We start from the raw sequence: 25,285 nt of genomic DNA on the forward strand, positions 1-25,285 counted from the left end.
TATGGGAAAAGCAAAAAAATATTTTTCTATTTCATTACTTGTTGTTACCAGCATTTTTCTACTCATCTTATGGAGATTAGGTTATCCTCCTCTTACTCCGGAAGAAAATACTACGACCATTTCCAAGAGCCGGTATAAAACCCCTTTTGAAAAATTAAGGTTTACGATCATCAAAACCGGAGAAGCGATTACTTCCGAAGCATTTGTCGTAGAAGGAGGAAATCCTTTTCAAAAAGGAAGGATTTCCCATCCGGCCATCTTAGTAGAACATTCCAAAGACAGATTTTTATTTGATACGGGGCTGGGAACAAATGTAGAAGAAGAATTCGCAGAACACCCATTATTTCTAAGAATTGTAATGAGATTCAAAAATCACAACCCAGCCGTACAACAACTCTCCAAACAAAATATTCCCCCAGAAACAATCAAAACCGCTTTCTTATCTCACCTTCATTGGGACCATGCAAGTGGAATCAAAGACTTTCCCAATACAGAATTTATAACAACAAAAGAAGAGTATCAATCAGCATTCGAAAAATCCGGTTATATCAAAAGGCAATTTGACGGTGATTCCATACATTGGAAATTCTTGGAATTTGATCCCATTCCTTATGAAAATTTCACTACCAGCAAAGATTGGTTTGGTGATGGAAGTGTGGTATTTGTTCCTATGGCAGGCCATAGTGCGGGATCTTTAGGAATGTTCTTAAACTTTCCAGATGGAAGAAGATATTTTTTCACAGGAGATACAACCTGGTCGGAAAAAGGATTTCTATTTCCGGCCCATCGACCAAGAGGTTCGCGCTCGATCGTAGACAAAGACCCGAGCGACCTAGGAAAAGAGTTAACAAAAGTACATCAACTTTTAAAAGTCTATCCTGATTTAAAATTAATTCCAGCCCATGATTTAACGGTGCAAGAAAAACTCGGACTATTCCCAAACTGGGTAGAATAACGGCTTCGCTTATATACCAATTCCCGACGGGCGCCTTGGTGCCCTTCGGCGCCCCATTCCGATCTGCTGATTATTCCAGACGACATTTATCCAATATTAATTCAAAATTTCCATAACTATCTTTCGAAGCTTTACCGTAAACTCCATATAACACCACTGTGGCGCCAAGATCCAACGCCATAGCTTTTTCATTTTGATTATAAGATAATTTGCATTCGGTAAATAATACGGGAGCTTTATGATCCGTTCCGCGATCCATCAATCCGAATAAAACATATTCTTCATTCACTGCCATCGTTTCTCTTTGAGACCCAGTAATCTTTAAAGTTTTTCCTTTGTATTTATTATTTGCCTTATCCAAATCAGAAGTAATCTCTTCCCTTAATTCGGAAAGTAATAGCTCATAATCCGGCTTATAACCTAGTAATTTTAGTAAAGTCAGTATAATCATAGAGAATAGTAAAAAAGATTTTTACTTTGCGCATCTAATACCTGTCCGACTACAATTTTAAAGATTAGTAGATAGCAATATAACGTCTTCTCCGTCAATAAAAGGCTCAAGCTCGCAGTTTTGATGAATATAATCGTTTAGGATTTTTTTTCCATATTCTTTATGTGCAATTCCGGTATCAATCGTGACCTGAAACTTCATTCTATTTTCTATCTTTTCACTCAAAGCGATAATCATTTTATCACTATCCTGTTTGTAACCTGCCTTGTTCAAAGCAGTGACCTGACAAATACTTTCGCCATATCCTTTGGCAAAACGTTCTACCCAAGCTTTCTCTTTCTCACCGAAACACGAATTATAAAATAAAATGGCGGCAATAGCAAAAAGAAATACAGTTCTCTTCGAGTTCATTATTTATCCTCTAATGTAAATTATGCGATGGAAGAAAAAGGCGGGAGGAGTCCGAAATTTGAATTAACAAACAAGGTCTCTTTCCCGCAAAAAGCGTTGAAAGCTTAGATCTCCGCACCCGATTCCTAAAAACCGAATACGGACACTCATTCTAATATTCTTATAGTAAAAGGGAAACGTGCCGCATAGAAGATTAGAAGTGATTTGTATAGGATGTTTTACCCTATAGGAAACCTACCGGGGAATTCTAAGTTCAAAATGGGATTTGGATTTTTCGTAGTAAAATCGAACATTACTTCCCAGTTTCGAGGCTCTCATTTTGATACTTTCCAGGCCGATACCTTTAGTTTCCAAATCGGGGTCCTCGAATTTTTTCCCGTCATTCGCAATCTTTAAAATTAACCCTTGGGATTCTTTATGCCAGAAAACATGAATTGATTCGGCTTCCCCATGGCGGAGAATGTTGGACATTACTTCCAAAAAGATTTTCTGAACATGAAGGCATTCATCAATTTTCAAAACTCCTGAAACGTCTCCTATTTTGGAATGAACTTGGATTCTGCCCGTTTCATGAATTCTTTTGCAATAACGGATGATTACCTCTTCCACCAATTCGTTTTTGCTTCCTTGATGATGCATTAAAAACACAATATCCCTTACATTCGAAATCAATTGACTCATCTCTTTCTTTAACTTCAAAAGAGTCTGATCCCTTTTTCCTTTCGCTTCCAGCTCAAACAAAATCGCAGTCAACTCGGAGCCGATCGAATCATGTATATCGGAAGCGATGCGACTTCTTTCTTCCGTTTGAAATTTAAGCTGTTCATTATATCTCAACTGCAATTGAGCGAATTCTTTGGATTTCTCCAAATCATCCGTAAACCGATAAGAGATAATATAAGAATTCAAAGCAACAAATCCGACCAAGCCGACGGGAAAGCTGTAAGGAAACAAAATATATATTTCATACAATCCGTAAATTACATCGTTTAACATTGTAATGGCGAGAATCAATCCGGTCAGGAAAATGGTTATCGCCTTCGGTTCTTTGTCTTTAATTGCCAGTACAAGACCACCGAGGATAGGAACAGCATACAAAGGCGGAAAATACAGATAGTATTGATAAAGCTCAATGACACCCGACTCCGAAAAAAAGATAATACCTAAGAAAAATACAATCGTCGTCAGAATCGGATAGGAAATCCATTTTGACCGATACTGGTTGGGAAACATCTTACTAAAAAGCAAATATACAATCGGAACGAATGCTACTTCACAAAAAAACTCAGCTCTGATTCTCAAATCCAACGTCAGATCGGGAATCATTCTATATTGAATCTCCGAAGTGATGAAACTGTAAGATGATACGATCACACAAAATAAAGAAAAATAAAAAGGAGCGAGATCCTTTCTATAGGAAAGATAAAATACAAAATGGTACAAACCGAACGAAAATATAACGGTAATTAAAAATATTTCCAGCCATTCCGTTTTCTTTTCTTCTTTCTCCAATAATTCTCCGCGGCTAAGTAAAAACGGTTCTCTAATCCCAGCCTTCAAAATATTTCCATGGAAATTGGAGACGGCTACTGTTAGAGAAAAATCCTTTTCTGGAACCGAAAGAATCGTTTGGAAAGGATGCGCCGTAAGATAAGTATCCGAACTGCTTTTTCCCGGGTGGCCGTTGGAAAAAACTTTTGCATCATTCAGATAAACTTCATAGATTCCTGGCAATCTAGGTATTTTTAATTTCAATCCGGAAATTTCATCCGGTATTTGAACTTTTAATTTATAAACACCAAACCCTTTTAATGTGTGTAAGCTGACATCGTATTCCCTCCAGATCCCCGGAACCGGAACGTAGGATGGCTTCGGATTTTGTTTTTTCAAATCTTCCGGAGAATGATTCCAGTAAAACTCCCATTTTCCCGACAAAGGCAATACTCTATTCAAAAGATCTTCCCTTTGAATAGAAATTTTTCCAGACGAAGAAACAGGAAATGATTTTGGCTTAATCACATCGGAGCATTGAAACAGAGAGGAGAGAAAAAAGAAAACTAATGAAATTTTTTTCATTAAGGGTAACCGGGAATATTTCGTATAATACCCATTCGTCGACCTCGAATGATTGCCTCCGACTTAGAATGGACTTCCAACTTTTTATATATTTTTTCTATATGACGGCTTACCGTATGCGAGGAGATATCCAGCTCTTCTGCAATGTCAGGAAAAGTCATACCCAATGCCACAAAATTCAGAATTTGCAATTCTCGTGCAGTCAATCCCGAATCGTTAGGCTCCGGATTGGAATTCAATTCTCCCTGCTTTGCAAATTCAAGAATGATCTTGTCCGCAATTCTAGGAGTCAATGGAGCACCTCCCAAAACGATTACATTCAATTCCGCAAGCAAAAGATCCGGAGCAGTGTCCTTCAATAAATAACCCGATGCACCGTTCTGAATTGCGTTGATAATCTTCTCTTCATCCTCAAAAACAGTATATATCACATACTTTGTGTTATGTGTAATTGGTTTCAAAGCACGCAAACAGTCCAGTCCGCTTTTACCTGGCAAACCGATATCCAGAATAGTAATATCGGCCGGCTCTTTGGGAATTTCTTCGATCGCCTCGTCCGCACTAACATAATGTTTTAAAAATTTAAACTGTTTATCTTTTGCCAATAAACCTTTTAAATTTTTGGCAGTGTGAATATTATCTTCTACGATCGACACTGTAAAAGTGGCTTTGGATTTCATTGAAGCAAACTTTTGATTCCGGAAATCGATTTTTCCAAATCAGAAATTTTGGATTGGATTTCCGATTTGTTTTCGTGAGCCGAATCGATTTTGGAATGAGCGAGCGCCATCAAACCGTTGTAATCTTTCGAAACCTGATTCAAACTCTCTTCCCAATCTCTCGGTTTGATTCTTTTTTTCGCGAGAATTTTCTTTCGAATTTTTTCATACGCGAATTTGCCCAATCCGAACGCATGCAAAGGAAGCAGAATGTACAAACAAATCCAAAGAATCTTACCGTAATTCGGAGTTTCACTGAACAGACTCCACAAATAACCCCAAATCCCGCAAAGTAGCAAAATCGAAACTGTTAAATTTGTCTTAGGAGTTGTAGGAGAAATCGAATTAAATAAGGAAAGGAGAATGACAGAAAACACAAGTAAAAGGAGAACTTCCCAAGGAACTATTTGAAAAAACAGATCCCAAAACTTTTGGAAACGATCCCAACTTTCCTGAAATTCACGAATGGAATTTTGAAGGTCGAGGATTTGTTTTTGGATTTTTTGAAAGAAATCAAATACGGCAGACATGAGCCAATTTACGAATAAATTATTGAATCAGGCAAGAGATTTCTTATATAAATTTACGAAGGGATCCACCCTTATAAATCTCTTAATCGCCTATACTCTGATCGCACTTCCCTTCTTTGTATATCATGAGTGGCACCTGCCTTGGCATTACATCACACTGCTTAGTTTGGCCGCATTGATATGCGGATCTATTTTACTATTCGGCACCTTATATGCGATCCGGGAATATTGGGCCAATCCTTACCATCCGTTGATCGAGATTGTTGCTGCTCTAACTTTTATCTTCGCACTTTGGCTTTCCGAAGTATTTTATTTCAGAGCAGGCAAGGTATTCTTTTTCATCCTATCATTCGTAATCATACTAATTCGTGTTTTGCGAATGGATTTTTATGTCAAGATTTCACTGGCAACGATACTTTTGGTCGGCAACGGATTGTTGTCTTTCCGCGCCTTGCAAACAGTGGAAATCTTATCTTCCTATGTTCTTTTTAAGAACAAATTCAAATTTGAAGAAGTCAATCTGAACTCCTGGACGAAGTCCGAAACCGAAAACAGTTACTGGAATGAAGAATTGAAAATGGGATTCACAATTCCCGAAGATTTTTATTTTTTCAAACCGGAAGATTTAAATCTGGAACAGAAAACCGGAGCCGGACAAATAGCAGGACTCATTGCTTCCAGTGATACCGACGCAAATCGTTATCCGTTTATCCGAATGTTTTATTTTCCTTCTTACGTCAGCTTTGAGATAAATCAAGCCGCATCGGAAGTATCTTCCTATTTGAACATGCAAATCAGTAAACAAGAGATAGAAGATTTGCAGGAAATTTCCTCCGCAGAAAATCTGCTTCCGAACTTAGGAAGCAAGTTCTGGACATTCTATGATTCGCTTAGACCCCGTTATGCGAAATCAGGATTTATACTTATAGAAAATGCAAATCACGACAAGATCCTGCTTCACATCACGGAAAATCTCGAAAAAGGCCAAGCCCATGAACCTGGCATCGAATCTATTCTAAAATCCGTACGTTTTAGTGAAAACGAAGCTCCGGAGCCGAACCCGGAAGACCCAAAATAGATTTATTTTTTAGAACTGGCCAGCTCCTCACCTGATTCTTCCATAATGCCCGCAATCGAAATCAATGACAAAGGATCGATTAGGGTATTGGCAATTTTAGCACCTAAATGCAAATGAGGGCCGGTAGACATTCCCGTAGAACCTACTTTTCCAATCACTTGTCCTTTTTTAACCTTATCACCCACCTTCACTAACATTTCACTCTGATGCATATAGAAAGTGAAGATCTTATTTCCATGATCCAGAATTGTAAAATTTCCTTCATAATACATCGGCCGGGCAAGGACCACGGTTCCGTCCTGTATTGCCAAGATAGGAGTTCCCGATTTACCTCGGAAATCCACGCCACCATGTGGTTTTCCCTTTTTCTTGTTATAATCCCGTCTAACATAGAATTTACTGGTAATATGAATTCGTTCCAAAGGTAATTTGAAATTATCATTGAACTGCAAGCCGGATTCTTTTGCAAAAGCAACTTCTTTTGCTTTCGAACATTCTTTTATGAATTCCAACGTTTCTTTGGAAAGTTCCTGAGTTACGAATTTCTCATCGACTTTGATGGTTTGATTTTTCTGGATCACTTGAAATTTAGTCGGTTCAAGTTGAATTTGATATTGTTTCGTTCCGCGTTTTACAAAAAAGATCTTTGATTGGATTTCTAAATTCATCGGTCCCGGAGCAGCGTCGGGAGAAATTGCCAAAAAACCGATCTGACTATTTCCTTGTTTGGATAAGATAACTTCCTTCCCCATCCAAAATACTTTGAAATTTTCATGAATCCATTTTTTATCTTTAGGTGTTAGTCGAAAAAGAATCGCCTCACCTCTTCCGAATTTCCTCGCTTCCAGAAGAAGAAAAAAGTTTTTTTCTTCTTTTTTTACAAAGTAATTGGATGAATTTTTGATTCCATTCGGTTGATGTAATTTTTTTCCCTCGGCAAAGAGAGAAAAACTAATAAATAACAGACTGAAAGCTAGAATTTGTTCTTTCATTAGATAAAGAATCGGCCGGATTCCCCTTCTTTAGCGGTTAATTTTTTTTACATAGGATATAAAATCTTCAACAGGGAGCGGCTTGCTATAGTAGTATCCCTGAATGATATGGCATCCGAAACTTTTCAATAAATTCCGTTGCACTTCTGTTTCCACACCTTCCGCAATGACTTCCATACCGAGAGAAACTGCCATGTTGATGATCGCTCTGCAAATTGCCTGGTCATCTTCATTTTTTTCTAAATCAATTACGAAGGATCGATCGATTTTCAGGATATCCGCATTTATTTTTTTCAAATAACTCAAGGAAGAATAACCGGTTCCAAAATCATCGATGGAAACTTTGACTCCGAGATCGGAGAGATAACGAAACGCTTCAATACTTTTCTCAGGGTTTTCCATAATGGAGCTTTCCGTTAGCTCCAGTTCGATTTCATGCGCATCGATTTTAAAATGTTCCATTGTTGCATGAACTTTGTGAGCCCAATTATTCTTTTTCAATTGTTTGCCGCTCACGTTGATGCTAATGTTGAATCCCCCGATATTTTCTTCCTGCCAACTTTTCTTCAAACGACAAGCTTCTTCCAAAACCCAATCTCCGATTCTTTCAATCAGTCCGGAATCTTCAGCAACCGGAATGAATTCAATAGGAGGAACCCAGCCTCGTTCCGGATGTTTCCAGCGAATCAATGCTTCCGCTCCGCAAATTCGATCCGATTTCATGGAAATCTGAGGCTGGAAAAACAAACTGAGTTCATTGTTTTGCAACGCCTTTCTAAGCGAACTTTCAATGTACAATCGTTTTTCGGAACGGAGAATCAGTTCATTGGTATAAAACCGGAAATTGTTTCTTCCGACTTCCTTTGCCTTATACATTGCCATATCAGCATTTTTCAGCAGCTCTTGGGTCGTAATACCATCATTAGGTGAAAGTGCAATGCCCATACTGATTGTGGTATATAAATCCCTTCCGGTCACATGGAAAGGCTGACTGAGTATATCAAGTATACGGGAAGCAAATTCGGCTGCTTCTCCTCTGTTGAGAATACCGACTTTCAATATTCCGAATTCATCTCCGCCGAAACGTGCAACAGTATCCACCTCGGTCATAATCCGTTTCAATCGGGCGGCTACCATTTGCAAAAGCATATCTCCCTTTGCATGTCCCAAACTATCATTGATGAATTTGAAATTATCAATATCGAAAAAATAACAGGCAATCAATGTCTCTGTGGATTTATGATTTTTAAGAGCTTGATTCGTGTGATCAATAAATAAAGTACGATTGGAAAGTCCGGTCAAAGAATCGTAGTAAGCCAAATAGGAAATTCTTTCCTCAGCTAACTTTCTTTCGGTGATATCAATTCCGTAACTGATGATTTTTCTTGTCTTGGAATCGGGATCTTCGATAGGAATGTATTTTCTTAATAGATATTTTTTCCCATCCTGCTCGTCGGGGAGCAATTCTTCAAACTGAACTATATCGTTTTTGTTTAAAGCCACATCTAAAAATTTTTGCCTTTTATCGGAAAACTCAGGAAGTAAATTCAATCTTTTGGAAAGTTCCGTATCGGTCTTTCCATACATCCAGGATCGAATCTCAGTACTCGGAACTAAAACCGGATTCGAATATTCATATTTGAAATCATCACCTAATACCGATATATCGGAGTCGATATTATCTAAAATGAATTCATAAAATGCTTTTTGTCTTTTGACCTGTTCCTGCGCTTTTTTTCTTTCCGAAATATCACGAAACGTTGCCCAGATTACCATTTTTCCATTTACAGAATACAATCGAAAGGATGATTCTGTTGGAATCAATTCATCATTCTTTGTGACTAGAGAACCTCCTTCAATCAGACTCCCTTGAAATTCGGCTTCATCACTTGCTACCTTTGAGAGTAAAATGGAAAAATCTTTGCCTTTCAATTCATTTTCGTCATAATTTAGAACATTTAATGCTTGTTTGTTTATCCCTATGATTTGTTTGGATTGAGGATCTATCTGAATAACTATATCCAACGATTCTTCGAATACATTTTCAAGTACGGCCATCCTCTCTTTGATCTCTTCAAATTCACGAGATCTTTCTTGATCTTGGATCAATCTTTCCGCAAAGTTAAGAGTAATGGACAAAAGTTCGAAAGAATAATAATTCCTGGAAAGATGAAGCTGTGTAGGATGAGATAGATTTTCTTTCGGGCTTGAATTTTCAAAAAGTAGTACGGAAGGAAGATTCGGATAACGTTCAAAAAGAAATTTTTGCTTTTCTAAAAGCTTCTCATCCTGCCAAAAAAAAAGAACATTCCGTGAGCATAAGTCGGATGAGAAAGAGTCAAGTTCCGCAAATTCGGAAAAAACAATTGTTTCGAAATTTTTCTTTATGTCACTAAGAAGGGTTAAATAAAAATCCGAGTCGTTTTTTTCAATATAAACTGTGAGATTTTTAGATGACATGAACTAAGAATAAGAAGACGAGAAAATGCGGTTCTTACAATAGATTTTTTTTCCGTACTTGAAGATCCAAAGGTTTTCTTTCCGATTTTTCGAATTTCTAAACGGCGTTTACTCTTTTTTTGCTCCGCAACAAAGCTCTTTTTCTTCCAAAATAGATAAGCGGTTTTCACCACCCTAAGAATTAGATGTGGACATTCTACTACATAGATTTGTCCTTATCTCATCTAGGTGGAATGAGAGAGAATGCTCAGGATAGGATGGAGAAGACCTTTGTGGATTCAAACTCTCTACTTCGTACTACTACTAAATTTAACGATATCAATTGTACCTACTCTCTTAGCGCAAGAATCCAAACTTTCCAATAAAGACTCCAAAACATTAAAAGAAACTTTTCGTTATATAGAATCTTTAGAACCGAGCCGTTTAAAAATCAGCAAACAAACTTATAGCCGTTATTCGAATTTCGAATCGTTCTTTCATTTCCACTATTCCGGTAAAAAGCTGAGTAGATGGATCCAATCCAGGATTAAAAATTATTCGAAAGGATCAACGGGGGATTTCATCGCTTACTTCCATGAAGGAGAAGTAGTACTAGGCAAGTCCTTCTTTCAATTACCAAAATTGGATCGGGCATTGATTCTTCTCCATGAAGCAAGACATGCCGATGGAAAAGAATATTCGCATGTTCCTTGTCCCGACAATTTCCGTTTTCTCAATGCAAGAGACTTAAACATTGTTCCTTCCGGTAAAAAAGGATGTGATTCTACGTTAGACGGTGGATACGGATTGACTGCTTCGTTTCTATTTGAATTGGGATCTTACGGATTTTTATCACAATCGGAAACCGCGCATAGATACAATTCCGAAATTTCCAGAATTCTCGCTTCTTCCGATTAAAACAAATAGTGATAAGAAAAAGAAACATCCTGATAATAAGTATGTTTCGAAAATTCGAAACGAACTTCATGATTTTTTTGAATCGCATAACGCAATCTTAGGTTAGCGGTATAATCGTTCTCATTCTGAGAAATATTATAATAATGATAAGCATAATAAGTTTGGATTTTCCAGGAACCTATATTGTATAAAAAATTCAAAACTCCTTGCGGAGCAATCCTGGCTTCATTTTTAAAATATCCGTGTGCTTGCGCTTTTACACCTGCCATTACGGTAAATAAAAAGGGAGAATCTTCCCTGGAAAATTCATTCTGGAACGAATAACCGTAAGACGCCTCCGCATTTACCGGAGTGATTCTGGAATATTCTTCCTTGTCCTTCCAGAACGGTTGGTGTTTGGTTTTAACGGTTACTGTTTCCGCTCCCAAATCCAAGGCATAGGTTTTTGATTCGGAAATACTATTATAAGGATTAAGAGAATACATCCTAATAACATTTAAGCGGGTTAATTCCAACTTTCTGGAGCCTTCATAATAACGGACTGCCCCGTTCATTACCTGGGTTTCCGAATTGGGAACAAATCCTTTATCGGTATTCAATAAATCATGGTAAGCCGGTCGAAATTGAATTTCGGCAAAACTGCCCAAGCTTGAATAACCTATGCTGCCGGAAACCCTTTTAGGTCCATGGCCTTCATCGTTTGTTTGTGAAAATAGAGGAAAAGAAAAAAATAAAAATGTTAAAACTAAGTGTTGGAGAACAGACTTGGCTCGCACAGTTTAATCAAAACTGACAGGCTTCACTCAATTCAAGATCAGATCCAATTTCTTTCTTTAAAGATACGAGTAATAATTTGGAATCCTTTCTTGTATCCGTAGTTACGATTTTAGAATAGTTTTTTTTAACAAGATTTCCCAATTGTTGCGAATGAGTAGGACAACCTAACAACTGTGCAAACGCGTCAATACGTTCGCCGCGCCCTGCAGCCATTTCAGATTCCAAACCGGCTTGGTTGTAATGAACAAATACTTCCTGAGCTTTTTCGGCTTTTACAATTCCATCGTTTGTGCAATTGGAAGTTCCGGATGTGATCCCGAATGTCTGACTGGAAGAGGTCCCGTTTGTAGTTGCAGCCATCACTTGGGAAATATCGTTTTTCCAAGCTGGTATCATAGAACCTAATCCGCAACCTGCCATACCGTAATTGACTGCTGATAAACTAACACTAAGTAGGCTAAGAAAAGATACGCCGATAAAAATAAAATTTCGGAACATGATTACCCCTCGCGGAACAAAAGATCGGAATTTTCCATCGGGAAGGCGTAAGATCCCTTTGCCAGAATCTCTCCTTGCAAACTGATAACTGCCCAAGTGCTTTCTTCTTCCTTTTTCTCTTGCATACCTTGCAGCAGGTTGTTTGTAAAAATTTCTAATTTTTTGGATAATTGAGTAACAGGCGGGAAAGAAGGACTGGTTTCATAATTCTTCGAATCGTAAGATAGCATGCTTTTTAATTTATCCTGTTAACTTTAAAATCGGCAGAGTCGCCAGAATGACTAAAGCCTAAAAACAGGAAAAATTCAGTCAATCAAGAGACATAATTCCGAGCAAGAAAAGAGAGAACCCGTCCACTTACTTTTCCAGCTTTCATTGACGGAGCGGGCTTGACGAAAAACGCTAACTCTAGAGGAAGACTTTGCGCACTCCACAGATTAATCTTTTTAAAAAATCAAATCCTATCAAAGCCAAGCTCATTCGGAACGAAAGACTGACTCCTGAGAAAGGAAAAGGCAAAAGACCGGCAAACGAAGGTGAGTCTGCCATATATAGAATTACACTCTCACTCGATCATAGTGCTTATCCCTACCTGATCGGACAAAGTGCAGGTGTGATTCCACCCGGTTTGGACCCGGTGAAGGTAGAGAAAGGTCTACCGGACACAACATACGCAGTTCGGTTGTATTCTATCGCTTCCCCTTCCCTTAGTTTCGGGAAAACCCAGGACAATATCGAATTTGTGATCAAACGCGATGACGTGTATGATGAAAACGGTAACCTTCTTCACAAAGGAGCTTGTTCCAATTATATTTGCGATCTGGAAGAAGGAGCGGAAGTAATTCTGACCGGTCCTGCCGGTAAAAAATTCCTTCTCCCTCTTTCGGATTATACAGGAGATCTTTTTTTCCTGGCTACGGGAACGGGAGTTGCTCCTTACTTTGGGATGGTGGAAGAAATTTTGGAACACAAACTCATCCAATTCAAAGGAAACGTATATCTGATCTACGGCGCCCCTTACTCGGATGAAATCGTTCTGCGGGAATATTTCGAGACTATGGAAAAGAAACATTCCAATTTCAAATTCATCACAGCAGTTAGCCGTGAAGAAAAAAACTCATTTGACGGTGGAAAATTATATATCAGCCACAGAGTCCGAGAGCTCGCAAATGAAGTTTCCACCGCTATTTCCAATAACGGCCGTTTTTACATCTGCGGCGGACCGAAAGGAATGGAAAAAGGGGTCATCGAAGAAATGCTCAAGGCTGCAAAAAGTACTTTGTCTTATGAAGAATTTAAGAAAGATCTAGAGTCAAAAGACCAACTATTTGTGGAGACTTACTAAGATGGCGAAACTAGGAATTATCAAAGATATCGACAAGGGAAGAGGTGAAGTGATTCGGGTGGAAATTTCCGAATACAAAGGACAAACTTTCTTTAACATCCGAGTTTGGTACCAAGACGCTACAGGAGAATTCAAACCCACCCAAAAAGGAGTCGCACTTTCACCCAGCGTAATAGGCGAATTGAAAGAAGCGATCGAAGAAGCAGAACGCTGGTTAGCTTAGCTTTCCGTTTCTCCCTGATTTGCAAATATAATCCTTTGTAAAGTTTCTCTTGCCAAAGGCAACGTCTCTGCGACACGAATGTGATTGTAGAGACGGGTAATTTCAAAAACCTTCTTAACGGAATCACGGATATTTGCGGCCACAAATTCCCCGCCTCTGCGTCGCAACCATCCTACAATTTGAATCAACGTTCCTATCGCGGATGAATCGATGTGCGCCGTATCTGAAAAATCGAAAATCACATAACGAAACCCTTCTTCCAGTTTTTTCTCCACCATGGTTTTGATTTCAGGACATTTGTAGAGATCGATATCTCCCTTTGTTTTATATTCGAAAATTTCATCATGGACCTGAACCCCTTTCAGATCTATTTTTTCAGGACCTCTGGCAATAAACGAAGATCCGGCAAATATATGTTTGGTGAGGTTGTTCGACTTTTCTTGAATTTTTGCATCCATCAATTGCAATCTGTGAACCAAAGAACCGAGTGCGTTCGGAGAAAAATGTTTGTTTGCATCGATGTCCTGGATCAGTCCCAGCAAAATCAATCTAGCATCTTCAAGATTGCCTTGTTTGACAAGATCGCTGATTTTGGAGATACCTTTTCCCGCGTTGGCAACAAGCATCTCTACCAACACATCCGGATCTTGCTTTCCTTTTGCATCTCCGTACTGAATCGGGAAATCCATCTCTTGCGATTCCAACTTCATCTGATTGACTAAATTATAATAAGTTACTTTGGAATGAAAGACAGGCTCGTCGATTTTACGAATGGATTCGTCGATTTCCAGTTTCAGCACAATATTTCGAATATCATCGGATCGTATATCACCTGTTTGAATATTGATCTTTTGACGACCCAGACTTTTAGCATCGCCTTGGAACTCTGCAATTTCTTCCGACACCTGATGGGAAAAATCGTTCAATAGTTCTTTGAAATGTACACCCGGAGCAAGAGTAAGTTCCAAATCAATCGCCTGTGCATAAAGAGCTCCAATATCTCCGAACTCTTGAAAGAAAATATCGGATGCGGTTTCCGGATTGTCTACGAAGTAAAAATTGCCTCCACCGGCTTTGGCAATATCAACTAACATAGATTCATTGAAATCGCTTCCTACACCGATTGTGGTAGTAGATATTCCTCTTGCAAAATGATCTTTCGCAATCTGAATCAACGGATCAGGTTCTTTGATCCCTGAGGTTGGGTTTCCATCCGTAAGTAAAATCACACGTTTGTATGCATTCGGAACCGAGGCGGCTTCTACGGCGCGAAGCGCGGAAAGCCAACCACCGCTTAAATTGGTGGAAGTGCCTACTTGAATGCTACGAAGTCTGTCGGATACGGAAATCTTTTCGGTAAGATGAGTCACCGCTTGGATGATCTGTACATCCGCGGAATAAGCGATAATGGCAAGTAAGTCATGACGAGTGAGCCAATTGACCAAAGCACAGGAAGCTTCTATCACCGCTTCTATCTTGTCCCCTTTCATGGACCAACTTTTATCAATAACAAGACCGATGACGATAGGTTGTCTTTGTGTTAAACTGGGATTAGCGGGGGTTCTTAGCCTAAGCAAGAGATGATTTTCTTGGGAAACACCCGATACTACGTTCGGATATTCGAATTTTGCCTCAATCTGCATGACGCTATGAAGATTTATCTATTTTAACTTTCCGCAAGAACAATTTATGATTTATTGTCATCTAATGGTTTTTCAATTCTATGTTGGGTAACGTTCACGAAATATATCATTCTGTCTCGGGAGAAGGCATTTCGCAAGGAATCCCGACAATCTTTATTCGTTTTGCAGGTTGTTCTCTTCGCTGTGGAAAAACCGAAAATAAAAAACTATGGTGTGACACACCGTACGCACTTGGCCCCAATCAGGGAAAGTCCATGGACTTGGATTCCATTATCAAAGAAATGGAAACAATCGATCCTTTCCATGCTTCACAAATTTTACTGACTGGTGGAGAACCTTTGGAAGGTAAAAACGGAGAAATGAGTTCTCTTCTTTGTAAACATATCTACCAAACACGAATCCATGCAAACAAGCCCTATCCTGCGCCTAGAATTGAAACAAACGGCAAAGAAAGAATTAACGATGAAATAAATCGGGTTTATACAATGGACTACAAGCTGCCCGGGTCGGGGATGGAAGACCAAATGGAAAAAGAAAATTTTTCCGTTCTGAGAAAGAGACATAATATTCTTGACGAAATCAAGTTCGTGGTGCGTGATAGATACGATTTTGAAAGAAGTTTAGAAGTTCTCCGCGAATTTTCCCCCGATACGAATATACTTTATTCACCAGTTTTTGGAGAAATGGATGCAAACGAACTTGTAGAATGGATCAAAAAAGAAAATCCGCCTAAAGCACGTTTGTCGCTACAAATACACAAAGTATTATGGGGTAATAAAAAAGGAGTTTGATGGAAATCCCAACACAACTGAGTTTAGATTTTGAGTCTACCCAAGAAGCAAAACAAACTTATGAATATGCATTTTTAATCGATGAACCCGAATTAGGTTTCGGTAAAATTTTAAGCGAAACCAATGTATCTCTCGAAGTACTTTTCGAATCCAAAGAAATCTTCAAAACCATCTCCAAAAAAAATCCAAAACTCTATTATTTAAAAAAGTATCCGAATTCTCTCCGGGAATGGGAGGAATTTCCACGTGCTATGGAAGTGGCGCTCCAGGCCTACCAACTCAAACTGACCCATAGTTTCGATAAACTTTCTTCCTTATCAAATTCCAGAACAAGACTCCTTCCTCACCAGATCGAATCCACTTTTATCGTAGCAAACAGCCTTCGCCCCAGATTTATATTGGCGGATGAAGTAGGACTCGGAAAAACCATCGAAGCCGGACTTGCGATGAAAGAGTTGATGTTTCGTCGGGGACTCAAACGGGTATTAGTTGTAGCTCCATCTCCTTTGCTCGTTCAATGGCAACAGGAAATGCGAAACAAATTCAACGAGGATTTCGCCATTGTTCGCAGAAGAAATTTTGTCACCAACGGGGAAGACCATTGGCGTAATTTTAATAAGGTGATCACATCTATAGATTTTATCAAAAATCCGATTTATGCCGAAGAAATTCTAAAAGTAAAATGGGATATCGTCGTTTTTGATGAGGCTCACAGACTCCGAAGAGATTATTCCAAAATCACAAGAGGATATCTCTTTGCGGAAAAAATCTCCCGCAAAACGGAATGTTTGTTGTTACTTACCGCAACTCCGTTTCGGGGAAAATTGGAAGAATTGTTTTATCTCTTACATTTGGTTGATCCGAATATCCTAGGACCTTACCATACGTTTGTAAATGATTACGTGATCGGTGGAAAAACCGATTTGAAAGAAAAGATCTCCAAAGTACTACTTCGTCGAAGAAAAGTCGAAGTAGGCGGATTTACAAAACGTTTTGCAAAGACAGTGCAGATTGATCTCTCTCCCATCGAACGTCAGTTTTATGAAGAAACCACCGATTATGTAAAACGTGAATACAATCTGGCAATGGGAACAAAAAACCGTGCCGTCGGTTTCGTAATGATCGTTTTCCAAAAACTTTTGGATAGTTCCGTTATTGCTTTGTTATCCGCTTTGCAAAAAAGAAAATTCATGCTGGAATCCAAATTTCACTATATGAAAGAACAGGAAGTAAGTGTGGATGATTGGGACTTGGATGAGACGGAAGGAGTGGAAGATTTCCTAACCGTTCTTGACGAGTCGGAAATGTCCAATTTCCAAAGAGTGAAACGCGAACTATTCACTTTGAACCGACTCATTCATTTGGGCAAACAAATCAAAGAAGACCGCAAGTCTCAAAAACTGAAAGAAACTTTGGCCAAATTGAAAAAAGAAGGTCATAAAAAATTCATCATCTTCACTCAATTCAGAACTACTCAGGATCATATCCATGCATTGCTGGAGCCCGATTTCAAAATCGTATCTTTTCACGGTTCCCTTAGCATGGATGATAAGGAAAGAGCGATTCAAAAATTCAAAGAAGAATATGAAATCATCATCTGTACCGAAGCAGGTGGTGAAGGAAGAAATTTACAATTCGCCAATATTCTTTTCAATTACGATCTTCCCTGGAGCCCGTTAAAGATTGAACAAAGGATTGGAAGGATTCATAGATTCGGTCAGAAAGATAATGTTTATATTTTCAACTTCGCTTCCAAAGATACGGTTGCAGAAAGAATTTTAGAAGTACTTTCCAACAAGATCAAACTATTCGAAGAATCCATCGGCGCTTCCGACGAACTTCTCGGTACCATCGAAGGAGAATTGGACTTTAACTCCAGTTTTATGAAGTTTATCACCGGAACAAAATCCAAAGAAGAATTGGAAACCGAATTCGATCTTCGAATTCAAGTGGCTCAGAAAGGCTTTCAGAAATTGAATTCCCTAGTCACTCCGAAACTTCTCGATTTCAATTTGAAAGATTATTATGATCATACCCAAGACGAAAGGGATTGGAACAACCAACACTTGGAAGAAGTTGTGTCTCTAGGTTCCAAATTTTTTTACAACCAATTGCCCGGCAGTCTTACGCAAGCAGGAAAAGGAAGATATAATTACACTCACCCGGATGGAAAAGTAAAGCCGGCGACTTTTGATTCCGAATACGCACTCACAAATGATTCCGTTGAATTTTTGGCATTCGGCCATCCATTCGTAGAAAAGGTGACGGAACTCTTGACAGCATCTCATGTGGGCACCAGAAAAAAATACGTGCATTCCGATACCATCAAAAACAAAATCCTTTTTGTTTTCCTTGTGGAATTTCAGTTCTCATTGAAACGAATGGAAATTAGCTTTTTAGAATATGATTTGAATAAAAAAGAAATCAAAGTTCTATCGGAAAAGACTCCCGAATGGGAAAAAGCCACAACTTACGTTGCAGACAAAGAACTTTCCATGTCTGTATTGGAACATGCATTCATTCAATCCTTTCCTTATATTGAAAACAACGTGGAAAAAAGAAAAGAAACCTTAAGAAAGGAAACCCTTTCTATTTTTCAAAAAGAAGAATATAAGATCGAACTATCTCATCAAAAAACGATTCGGCAATTGGAAGAAAAACTGATGCGACAAGAAGCTGCTTATAAATGGGACACTCGGCCCGAAAAAAAAGCAGTCTTACATAGAACAATGAAAGAAATCCAACGGGCCAAAGAAGAATTTGAAATTGAAATTCGAAAAGTTAGAAACGGATCGAAGATCACTCACAAAATCGAATTGTTTCAAACTTACATAGCATATTAAATTCATTTACAATCTGCTAAAAATCTTATCTGATTTGTTCATGCAAACAGATAAGATTCCTTTTTGGTTAAAGATTTTTATTGGTCTGATATTGGGCGTTGTAGCCGGAGTTTGTTTTCATCCGGATAGAAATTTTATTTCCGAAAAAACCGCATCCATGTTTCTTCCCTGGTTACGATTCCCCGGAGATGTTTTTTTAAATCTTTTGCAGATGATCATGATTCCTTTGGTGATCGCATCGGTTGCATTAGGTGTTTCCAGTCTTTCCAACTTGTCCGATCTTTATAAATTGGGAACAAGGGTATTTTTATACTTTATTCTTACTACTGTTCTTTCCATTTCCATCGGTATTTCATTGGCACTACTTATCAAACCGGGTAACAAAATCAACCAAGCCGAAGTATCATTGTCCGAAACAAAGAAGGATATTTCGAAATCCGAAAAAGAGGAGCCTATTCCTAAAATCATTGCAGACATCATTCCCAGTAATCTTATCAAAGCCATAGCCGAAAAACAAATGTTATCTCTTGTAGTTTTCGGAATTTTTCTCGGAATCTTCTTTTTATCCGCGGATTCGATCAAAGTAGCGCCCCTCAGAAACCTGCTAACTTCCTTGGAGGGTTTTTGCATTTGGGTTGTAGAACAAGCTATGAAGATAGCTCCCTTTGCAGTCTTCGGACTTATGGCATACGCATTGACCCAAGTGGGAGTAGCGCTACTTACGGGATTATTTTATTATGTTTTTACCGTGTTAGCCGGTCTATTTTTAGTATTGCTTATGTATTTGCTTTTTGCTTACCTATTTGGAAACAGAAAGCCGATTCAATTTCTAAATGAAATCAGAGAAATTCAAATTCTCGGGTTTTCCACATCCAGTTCGAGTTCCGTGTTACCCTTTTCTTTGAAAATTGCAAAAGAGAAGATGAAAATCAGAGAAAAGATCGCGGACTTTGTACTTCCCTTAGGCGCTACAGTGAATATGGACGGAACCGCATTGTACCAAGGAGTGGCGACGATATTTCTCAGTCAGGTTTATCAAATTGATTTTAGCATTACGGAACTGATTCTTCTGGTATTTACCGTGACCGGAGCTTCCATCGGAACCGCTGCAACGCCGGGTGTAGGGATTGTTATCCTAGGTTCTATTTTACATTCCTTTCATATACCGATTGAGGGCATCGCAATCCTTTTTGGGGTTGACCGATTTTTAGATATGTGCCGAACATCTGTAAATCTCAGTGGAGATTTGACAGCTGCTGTCATAATGGATCACTGGTGGAAGGATTAAACGAAAATGGGTCATCTTCACAAACTAATTCTTGTAATCGGATTCTTCGGATTCGTTTCGAACTGCGATACAAAGAAAGAATATACCAATGACATAACTGCAAATATGCTTTGTTATACTCTCGCAGCCTGCAACAAAACCAATCCTACTAGGGTAGGAATGATCGGAGATAGCTGGACGGATTTATTATTAGGTTTTCCTGCTGTCGACACTCTGAGAGTTCAGTTGGAAAAAAACCATGGCTATCAGATAACAGGTGCTACATTGGGTGGACAGACTTTAAATGCAGTTTTTAACCAGGGACTCCATTTCCAGGTGATCGACCAGGCAGGCGCAGATATCCATTCCATCATACTTTCCCTAGGCGGAAATGACATTCAAGCCCGTTTAAGCGAATACAGTTCCAATCCCGATTCCGTCCAAGCAGCAAGACTCTCTACAATCAAATCCCAGTTGCGAACCATGATCCAAGCCGGAAATGCCTATAAAACTTCCAAATACGGCGGGCAACCGATTCGTTGGATCATACACGGGTACGATTATTCAAATCCGTTCAAAACCCCGGTCATTCTAAACTCAGATGAAGGTTGCAAATCCGCTTTTGCAAGTGCAGGAATTGTTCTGACGGACGCAGAGGTTCCCGTATTCTCCGCAAAACAATTGGATGGATTCAACGAAATGCTAAGAGGATTTACCAAAGAAGAACCTTACTTTTATTATGTGGATTTACGAAGGACACTAGGCGGCCCTAACGTATCTAATCCGGAATTGATGTTTGACTGTATTCATCCGAACAGTTTGGGTTTTTCCTTTCTTGCCGGAAGACTAGCTCCACTCATCGCACCCATTACCAAAGAAGGAAATTAATCAAATGCGTTTTTATATCATATTACTCCTATTGATTGCAATTCCGGTTTCTATCCTGCAAGCGGAGGGAGAAACAACCATTACGGGCACTGCTACCGCTACTACGACTACTACTGCGGCACCATCTACATCGTCAAAGTTCGCTCACCCGATCCAAATCGAACCTGTAGCCATTTATACGAAAGTACGTGTCAATGCCATCTATTGGGATAAAAAGTATCTCGGTGTTTATGAGGAGAACAAAAACATCAATATAGAAGGAGAGTATGCTTTTACGAAAACACTTTCCGTGACTTCTTCCTTAGGAAGAAATCAATATTCTTTTACGGACTCAGAAACGGAAAAAACCTGGGACAGATGGAATGCAGGTTTAAAATACGGGAAAGTTTGGGACAACGGAACCTCACAATGGTTATTTGGTGCTGGACTCAGATTGTACGATAGAAAAAGAAATTCGGAATTAAAAGAAAGGGAAAATCCCGAATTATATCTTGTCAGACCGAACATCGGGATGGGATACAAAAACGGAGCCTTTGAAATCATGACGGAACTACGGTTTCAAACCGAAACCAATTCCAAATTGAAAGAATCCAACATCCAGGAATTTCGTCGTTATTATCAATTAGGGATTGCACCTTCTTTTGCAGTCACCCCGTCATTAAGAGTTTTCACAGAATTGGAATATAGAGAACCTTTTGCCAAAGATATCGATACAAGAACCAGGTTTTTCAATTTTTATCCGGGAGTATCTTATGCGACCGAAAAAGCGGGAACATTCAGCTTATCCTTGTTATTCCCTGTGCTTGCCAAAAATGAAAATGCCATTGATCGGGGAATCAGATTCTCCTATATTTATTTTTTCGATACGACAGGCGAATGAGGTTTTTTTCATCCCTACTACCAGTTTTCTTCGTTGGATGTATCAGCATCCAACAGGGAAATCCTTCCATGACTATGCTTTACAATCGAGGCACGAGCGGTTTTGCTGGAACCGCGATTTCTTCCAAGGATGATTTTGTGATCGGGGAAAGTTGTATTACTTCCTACTTCGGACTATTCTCTTGGGGAGATGCCAGCGCCGAGTCTGCGGCAAGAATGGCAAAATTGAAAGAGATTTATTCCATCAATCATGTAACAAAAACACAGTATCTTTTTTTACAGGAATTCTGCACTGTCCTACTTGGCAAATGAATGAAGATCTAGAAAATCTTAAAGAGTTTTCAAAACAGATCAAATCGGGCGAATTGTACGAAAACCTCCAATCCAAACTGCTGACCTATCAAAAAAAGAAGTCCGGCAAAAAAGACAAATCGATAGAATCCCTTCAGAAAAAAATTGAATCCAAAGAAATTGAAATTCAAAAACTAATCGGTGAAATCATTCATTTACAAAATCAACTCTCCTCATTACTTGATAAAGAACTCAATTCCTAATCCATGATTTTTCTCTCTCATTTGATCAAACCGCTAGCTGTTCTGATTTTTCTAGTCATCAGCTTAAACTGTGCTTCCACGGGCTACGGACCGCAAGGATTGCTCTTCACAAATCACTCCATCGGACTTTATGCGAACCAAATCGATTCCGGGAAGGAAGGTTCTGCCTGCGCTTTTTCGATACTTGGACTTTTGGCCTGGGGAGATGCCAGCATAGGAAAGGCAAGAGAGAAGGGTTTACTAACTAAAATCAATCTGATCGAGCAAAATTCTTTTAGTATTTTAGGAATCTATGCTAAAGTTTGCATTGTAACAAAAGGAAATTAGTCGTTAAATAATAGAGAGCCCATGTTTTCCAGATCGATAAAACTTTCAAGTTACATAATCCTATTTGGATGCGTATTATTTTCCATTCAATGTGGACCTCCGAAACCTGAGCCTTATCTTTTAGGTCTACTAGCACTGCCTTCGGGAAGTTCGGATACATCGTCTACTTTCAAAGTAGAAACGACGAACCCGGCAAAAAATGAAACTGCGGTCCCCACGAACGTGAATATAACGATCACGTTTTCCAAAAATGTGGATCAGTCCAGCGTTGCCGGAAATATAACTCTCACTCAACCTGCTTCCAATAAAATCACAAGTCTCTCCGCAAGCACCAATAACAAAGTAGTTACCCTTAGACCGAATACTACCTTTGATGCCCAGTCCACTTATACTTTCACTTTGAAAACAGGAATCAAAGATACAACCGGAACTGCTCTTACGGAAGCATATACTTTCGGTTTCACTACTCAATAAAAAAGCCCGAGTGTTTCCACTCAGGCTTCTTATACAATCCGTTCGGATTTAGTCTTATCTTATTTGAAAAGTTGTAAAATCACTCCGCCTTTCAGAACAAAGAATTCAGCAAACACAAGTGATGTGATCGCCATAAGTTTGATCAGAATGTTGATGGCAGGTCCGGAAGTATCCTTTAATGGATCTCCTACCGTATCTCCCACAACCGCAGCTTTGTGCATATCAGAACCTTTTCCACCGGCTTTCTTTTCGATGTACTTTTTAGCGTTGTCCCAAGCTCCACCTGAGTTTGCGGAAGAGATCGCAAGAACCACACCGGAAACAAGAGCACCTGCCAGTAATCCTGCAAGAGACTTCACACCGAATAAATAGCCCACAACGATCGGGCTAAGTAAAACCAAAAGGCCGGGAGGAATCATTTCACGAAGAGCAGCCGAAGTGGAAATATCCACACATTTTGCATACTCAGGTTTTGCAGTTCCTTCCATAAGTCCAGGAATCTCTTTGAATTGGCGTCTCACTTCTTTTACCATATCCAAAGCGGCTTTACCCACGGATTTCATCGTCATTGCGGAAAAGATAAACGGTAACATAGCACCGAATAAAAGACCGCCGAAAACCCAAGGATCAAGTAGTTCGATTGTGGTAAGATCAACGGCTCCTTCGCCTAACTCCTTTGATGCGAGTTGAGTTCTGGTAATGAATGCTGCAAAAAGTGCAAGAGAAGTAAGCGCGGCAGAACCGATCGCAAATCCCTTTCCTACGGCAGCAGTTGTATTTCCGGCAGCATCAAGGTTATCCGTTCTATCACGAACTTCTTTTCCTAGTTCCGCCATCTCGGCAATACCGCCTGCGTTATCGGAAACGGGGCCGTAAGCATCGATCGTAAGTCCAATTGCGATTGTGGAAATCATACCAATCGCAGCGAGTGCGATTCCATACATTCCGGCAAGTAGATTGGAGATAACAATCACGATCACGAGCAATACGACAGGAACAACGGAGGAATGGTATCCTAACGCCAAACCGTAAATAATGTTAGTTGCAGCACCCGTTTCACAGGATTCGACAACTTCTCTTACTGGTTTGTAAGCATGGGATGTGTAATATTCCGTAACCCAACCGATGAGCATTCCCGCAAATAGTCCAAGAGATACTGCGGTGAATATATTCCACTTAGTAATCGTCTTTTCACCGATTTGGAAGCTATCTACCATAAAGAAGTCCGTTACGAAATAAAGTGCAACGGCAACAATCGCTGTGGAAATCCAAAGTTGAAGTTTAAGTGCAAATTCAACGCTACCGGTTTCTTTCACTCTTGCAAAGAAGGAAGTGATTAGGGAAGCAGGAATCCCGATGGCAAGAATCAGCAAAGGATAAAGTAGAGCAGTGTTATTGCCAGCTAACGCAGATGCAGTGGCACCGATTACAAGAGCCGCACAAGTGGCTTCCGCAGCGGAACCAAAAAGATCGGCACCCATTCCTGCGATATCACCTACGTTATCTCCCACGTTGTCTGCAATGGTAGCCGGGTTACGAGGGTCATCTTCCGGAATCCCCTTTTCCACTTTACCTACCAAGTCAGCACCTACGTCCGCAGCTTTCGTATAAATACCACCGCCTACACGACCGAAAAGTGCCACAGAAGAACCACCCAAACCGAAACCGGCAAGTGACTCCATAAGGATGTGTTTGGGAACATCCACATTTAAAACTGTAAAAAGAATAAAGAGTCCGACTAAGCCTAAAACAGCTAGTCCAACTAGGCCGAATCCCATTACCGCACCTGAGTCATAAGCCACTCGAAATGCTTTGGAAAGGGAAGTCTTTGCAGCTTGCGCAGTTCTCACGTTTCCTTTTGTGGCAATCGACATGCCCACAAAACCGGAAAGGCAGGAAATCAACGCACCACTGACAAAAGCGATCGATGTGTAAATTCCTTCGTTGAAATCCGTTTTAGGATTATCCAGAAGAAGAAAAATAAGCACAGTCATGAAACTAATGAAAAGTAAAATGACGCGGTATTCGCGGAGTAGGAAAGCCATAGCGCCTTCCGAGATAGCCGCCGCTATTTCTTTTAAGCGGTTGTTTTGTTCGACGTTGCCGCCTTCTGCACCGACTTGAATCCTTACGACTCGTCCAGCGTAGAAAATCGCCGTGGCTATAGAAAGTAAGCCCAAGACGATAATGATCAGCTCTGCATTCAT

Annotated in this window: 26 protein-coding genes; 14 read left to right on the plus strand and 12 right to left on the minus strand. The window is 39.5% G+C overall.

Translation table 11 applies throughout. The features are described 5' to 3' along the window. Nucleotide 1 precedes the first annotated feature (1 nt). Nucleotides 2-955: an MBL fold metallo-hydrolase gene (locus DI077_RS17965; protein WP_109021645.1), complete on the plus strand. Its 954-nt coding sequence runs from the start codon at nucleotides 2-4 to the stop codon at nucleotides 953-955. A gap of 70 nt (nucleotides 956-1,025) precedes the next feature. Here DI077_RS17965 and DI077_RS17970 read toward each other — a convergent pair whose 3' ends face one another. From DI077_RS17970 to DI077_RS17990, 5 genes are all read right to left on the minus strand, one after another. Further along, entirely contained in the window at nucleotides 1,026-1,406 is a 381-nt protein-coding gene (locus DI077_RS17970) for a hypothetical protein (protein WP_109021646.1), read from the minus strand. A 57-nt stretch (nucleotides 1,407-1,463) separates the two neighbouring features. Next, nucleotides 1,464-1,817: a hypothetical protein gene (locus DI077_RS17975; RefSeq protein ID WP_109021647.1), complete on the minus strand. Its 354-nt coding sequence runs from the start codon at nucleotides 1,815-1,817 to the stop codon at nucleotides 1,464-1,466. Between the two features lie 234 nt (nucleotides 1,818-2,051). After that, nucleotides 2,052-3,893: a sensor histidine kinase gene (locus DI077_RS17980; protein WP_109021648.1), complete on the minus strand. Its 1,842-nt coding sequence runs from the start codon at nucleotides 3,891-3,893 to the stop codon at nucleotides 2,052-2,054. Continuing rightward, a complete protein-coding gene (locus DI077_RS17985) occupies nucleotides 3,893-4,573 on the minus strand; it encodes a response regulator (RefSeq protein WP_109021649.1) in 681 nt (226 codons plus the stop codon). The genes DI077_RS17980 and DI077_RS17985 overlap by 1 nt, the downstream gene beginning before the upstream one ends. Continuing rightward, nucleotides 4,570-5,142 carry a hypothetical protein gene (locus tag DI077_RS17990; RefSeq protein WP_109021650.1) on the minus strand — a complete coding sequence of 191 codons (573 nt, stop codon included), beginning with the start codon at nucleotides 5,140-5,142 and terminating at the stop codon, nucleotides 4,570-4,572. The genes DI077_RS17985 and DI077_RS17990 overlap by 4 nt, the downstream gene beginning before the upstream one ends. Here DI077_RS17990 and DI077_RS17995 point away from each other — a divergent pair. Next, nucleotides 5,141-6,220, plus strand: a complete 1,080-nt coding sequence (locus tag DI077_RS17995; RefSeq protein WP_242935277.1) for a hypothetical protein — start codon at nucleotides 5,141-5,143, stop codon at nucleotides 6,218-6,220. The genes DI077_RS17990 and DI077_RS17995 overlap by 2 nt on opposite strands. Before the next feature lie 2 nt (nucleotides 6,221-6,222). Here DI077_RS17995 and DI077_RS18000 read toward each other — a convergent pair whose 3' ends face one another. Both DI077_RS18000 and DI077_RS18005 read right to left on the minus strand, forming a co-directional pair. Beyond that, nucleotides 6,223-7,212, minus strand: coding sequence for a M23 family metallopeptidase (locus DI077_RS18000; RefSeq protein WP_109021651.1), 990 nt, complete (start codon nucleotides 7,210-7,212; stop codon nucleotides 6,223-6,225). A 30-nt stretch (nucleotides 7,213-7,242) separates the two neighbouring features. Next, nucleotides 7,243-9,672: a sensor domain-containing protein gene (locus tag DI077_RS18005; protein ID WP_109021652.1), complete on the minus strand. Its 2,430-nt coding sequence runs from the start codon at nucleotides 9,670-9,672 to the stop codon at nucleotides 7,243-7,245. Nucleotides 9,673-9,948: 276 nt separating this feature from the next. On the opposite strand from DI077_RS18005, the gene DI077_RS18010 reads away from it, so the two are divergent. After that, nucleotides 9,949-10,569, plus strand: coding sequence for a hypothetical protein (locus tag DI077_RS18010; protein ID WP_242935452.1), 621 nt, complete (start codon nucleotides 9,949-9,951; stop codon nucleotides 10,567-10,569). Here the strand turns inward: DI077_RS18010 and DI077_RS18015 are convergent. Genes DI077_RS18015 through DI077_RS18025 form a run of 3 tightly spaced genes read right to left on the minus strand, consistent with a single transcriptional unit; the run spans nucleotide 10,566 to nucleotide 12,074 of the window. Then, complete coding sequence (locus tag DI077_RS18015) at nucleotides 10,566-11,345, minus strand: DUF7840 domain-containing protein (RefSeq protein ID WP_109021654.1); 780 nt, start codon at nucleotides 11,343-11,345, stop codon at nucleotides 10,566-10,568. The genes DI077_RS18010 and DI077_RS18015 overlap by 4 nt on opposite strands. 7 nt (nucleotides 11,346-11,352) lie before the next feature. Continuing rightward, a complete protein-coding gene (locus DI077_RS18020; RefSeq protein WP_109021655.1) occupies nucleotides 11,353-11,844 on the minus strand; it encodes a DUF3015 domain-containing protein in 492 nt (163 codons plus the stop codon). Between the two features lie 2 nt (nucleotides 11,845-11,846). Continuing rightward, nucleotides 11,847-12,074, minus strand: coding sequence for a hypothetical protein (locus DI077_RS18025; RefSeq protein WP_109021656.1), 228 nt, complete (start codon nucleotides 12,072-12,074; stop codon nucleotides 11,847-11,849). A gap of 191 nt (nucleotides 12,075-12,265) precedes the next feature. Here DI077_RS18025 and DI077_RS18030 point away from each other — a divergent pair, with 191 nt between their 5' ends. Both DI077_RS18030 and DI077_RS18035 read left to right on the plus strand, forming a co-directional pair. Further along, nucleotides 12,266-13,189, plus strand: a complete 924-nt coding sequence (locus DI077_RS18030; protein ID WP_109021657.1) for a ferredoxin reductase domain-containing protein — start codon at nucleotides 12,266-12,268, stop codon at nucleotides 13,187-13,189. Between the two features lies 1 nt (nucleotide 13,190). Continuing rightward, nucleotides 13,191-13,412: a transcriptional coactivator p15/PC4 family protein gene (locus DI077_RS18035; protein WP_109021658.1), complete on the plus strand. Its 222-nt coding sequence runs from the start codon at nucleotides 13,191-13,193 to the stop codon at nucleotides 13,410-13,412. Here DI077_RS18035 and DI077_RS18040 read toward each other — a convergent pair. Beyond that, entirely contained in the window at nucleotides 13,409-15,055 is a 1,647-nt protein-coding gene (locus DI077_RS18040) for an anti-sigma factor antagonist (RefSeq protein WP_109021659.1), read from the minus strand. The two genes, DI077_RS18035 and DI077_RS18040, sit on opposite strands and share 4 nt — an antisense overlap. A gap of 80 nt (nucleotides 15,056-15,135) precedes the next feature. On the opposite strand from DI077_RS18040, the gene DI077_RS18045 reads away from it, so the two are divergent. From DI077_RS18045 to DI077_RS18085, 9 genes are all read left to right on the plus strand, one after another. Further along, entirely contained in the window at nucleotides 15,136-15,846 is a 711-nt protein-coding gene (locus DI077_RS18045; RefSeq protein ID WP_109021660.1) for a 7-carboxy-7-deazaguanine synthase QueE, read from the plus strand. Further along, nucleotides 15,846-18,689, plus strand: coding sequence for a DEAD/DEAH box helicase (locus DI077_RS18050; RefSeq protein WP_109021661.1), 2,844 nt, complete (start codon nucleotides 15,846-15,848; stop codon nucleotides 18,687-18,689). Before DI077_RS18045 ends, DI077_RS18050 begins: the two co-directional genes overlap by 1 nt. Before the next feature lie 40 nt (nucleotides 18,690-18,729). Then, nucleotides 18,730-19,977, plus strand: a complete 1,248-nt coding sequence (locus DI077_RS18055) for a dicarboxylate/amino acid:cation symporter (protein WP_109021662.1) — start codon at nucleotides 18,730-18,732, stop codon at nucleotides 19,975-19,977. Between the two features lie 6 nt (nucleotides 19,978-19,983). Continuing rightward, nucleotides 19,984-20,844, plus strand: coding sequence for an SGNH/GDSL hydrolase family protein (locus DI077_RS18060; protein WP_109021663.1), 861 nt, complete (start codon nucleotides 19,984-19,986; stop codon nucleotides 20,842-20,844). 4 nt (nucleotides 20,845-20,848) lie between these two features. Beyond that, a complete protein-coding gene (locus tag DI077_RS18065) occupies nucleotides 20,849-21,724 on the plus strand; it encodes a hypothetical protein (RefSeq protein ID WP_242935278.1) in 876 nt (291 codons plus the stop codon). Nucleotides 21,725-21,798: 74 nt separating this feature from the next. Then, a complete protein-coding gene (locus DI077_RS18070; RefSeq protein WP_242935279.1) occupies nucleotides 21,799-22,035 on the plus strand; it encodes a TRL domain-containing protein in 237 nt (78 codons plus the stop codon). Beyond that, the gene (locus tag DI077_RS18075) at nucleotides 22,032-22,277 is read left to right on the plus strand and encodes a hypothetical protein (protein WP_109021665.1); all 246 of its coding nucleotides are present in this window, start codon (nucleotides 22,032-22,034) and stop codon (nucleotides 22,275-22,277) included. The genes DI077_RS18070 and DI077_RS18075 overlap by 4 nt, the downstream gene beginning before the upstream one ends. Nucleotides 22,278-22,280: 3 nt before the next feature. Beyond that, entirely contained in the window at nucleotides 22,281-22,604 is a 324-nt protein-coding gene (locus DI077_RS18080; protein WP_109021666.1) for a TRL-like family protein, read from the plus strand. 21 nt (nucleotides 22,605-22,625) lie between these two features. Continuing rightward, complete coding sequence (locus tag DI077_RS18085; RefSeq protein ID WP_109021667.1) at nucleotides 22,626-23,078, plus strand: Ig-like domain-containing domain; 453 nt, start codon at nucleotides 22,626-22,628, stop codon at nucleotides 23,076-23,078. A gap of 59 nt (nucleotides 23,079-23,137) precedes the next feature. On the opposite strand, the gene DI077_RS18090 is transcribed toward DI077_RS18085, so the two are convergent. Continuing rightward, nucleotides 23,138-25,285 carry a sodium-translocating pyrophosphatase gene (locus DI077_RS18090; RefSeq protein WP_109021668.1) on the minus strand — a complete coding sequence of 716 codons (2,148 nt, stop codon included), beginning with the start codon at nucleotides 25,283-25,285 and terminating at the stop codon, nucleotides 23,138-23,140.

The sequence above is a fragment of the Leptospira kobayashii genome, from assembly GCF_003114835.2.
Taxonomy (GTDB): Bacteria; Spirochaetota; Leptospiria; order Leptospirales; family Leptospiraceae; genus Leptospira_A; species Leptospira_A kobayashii.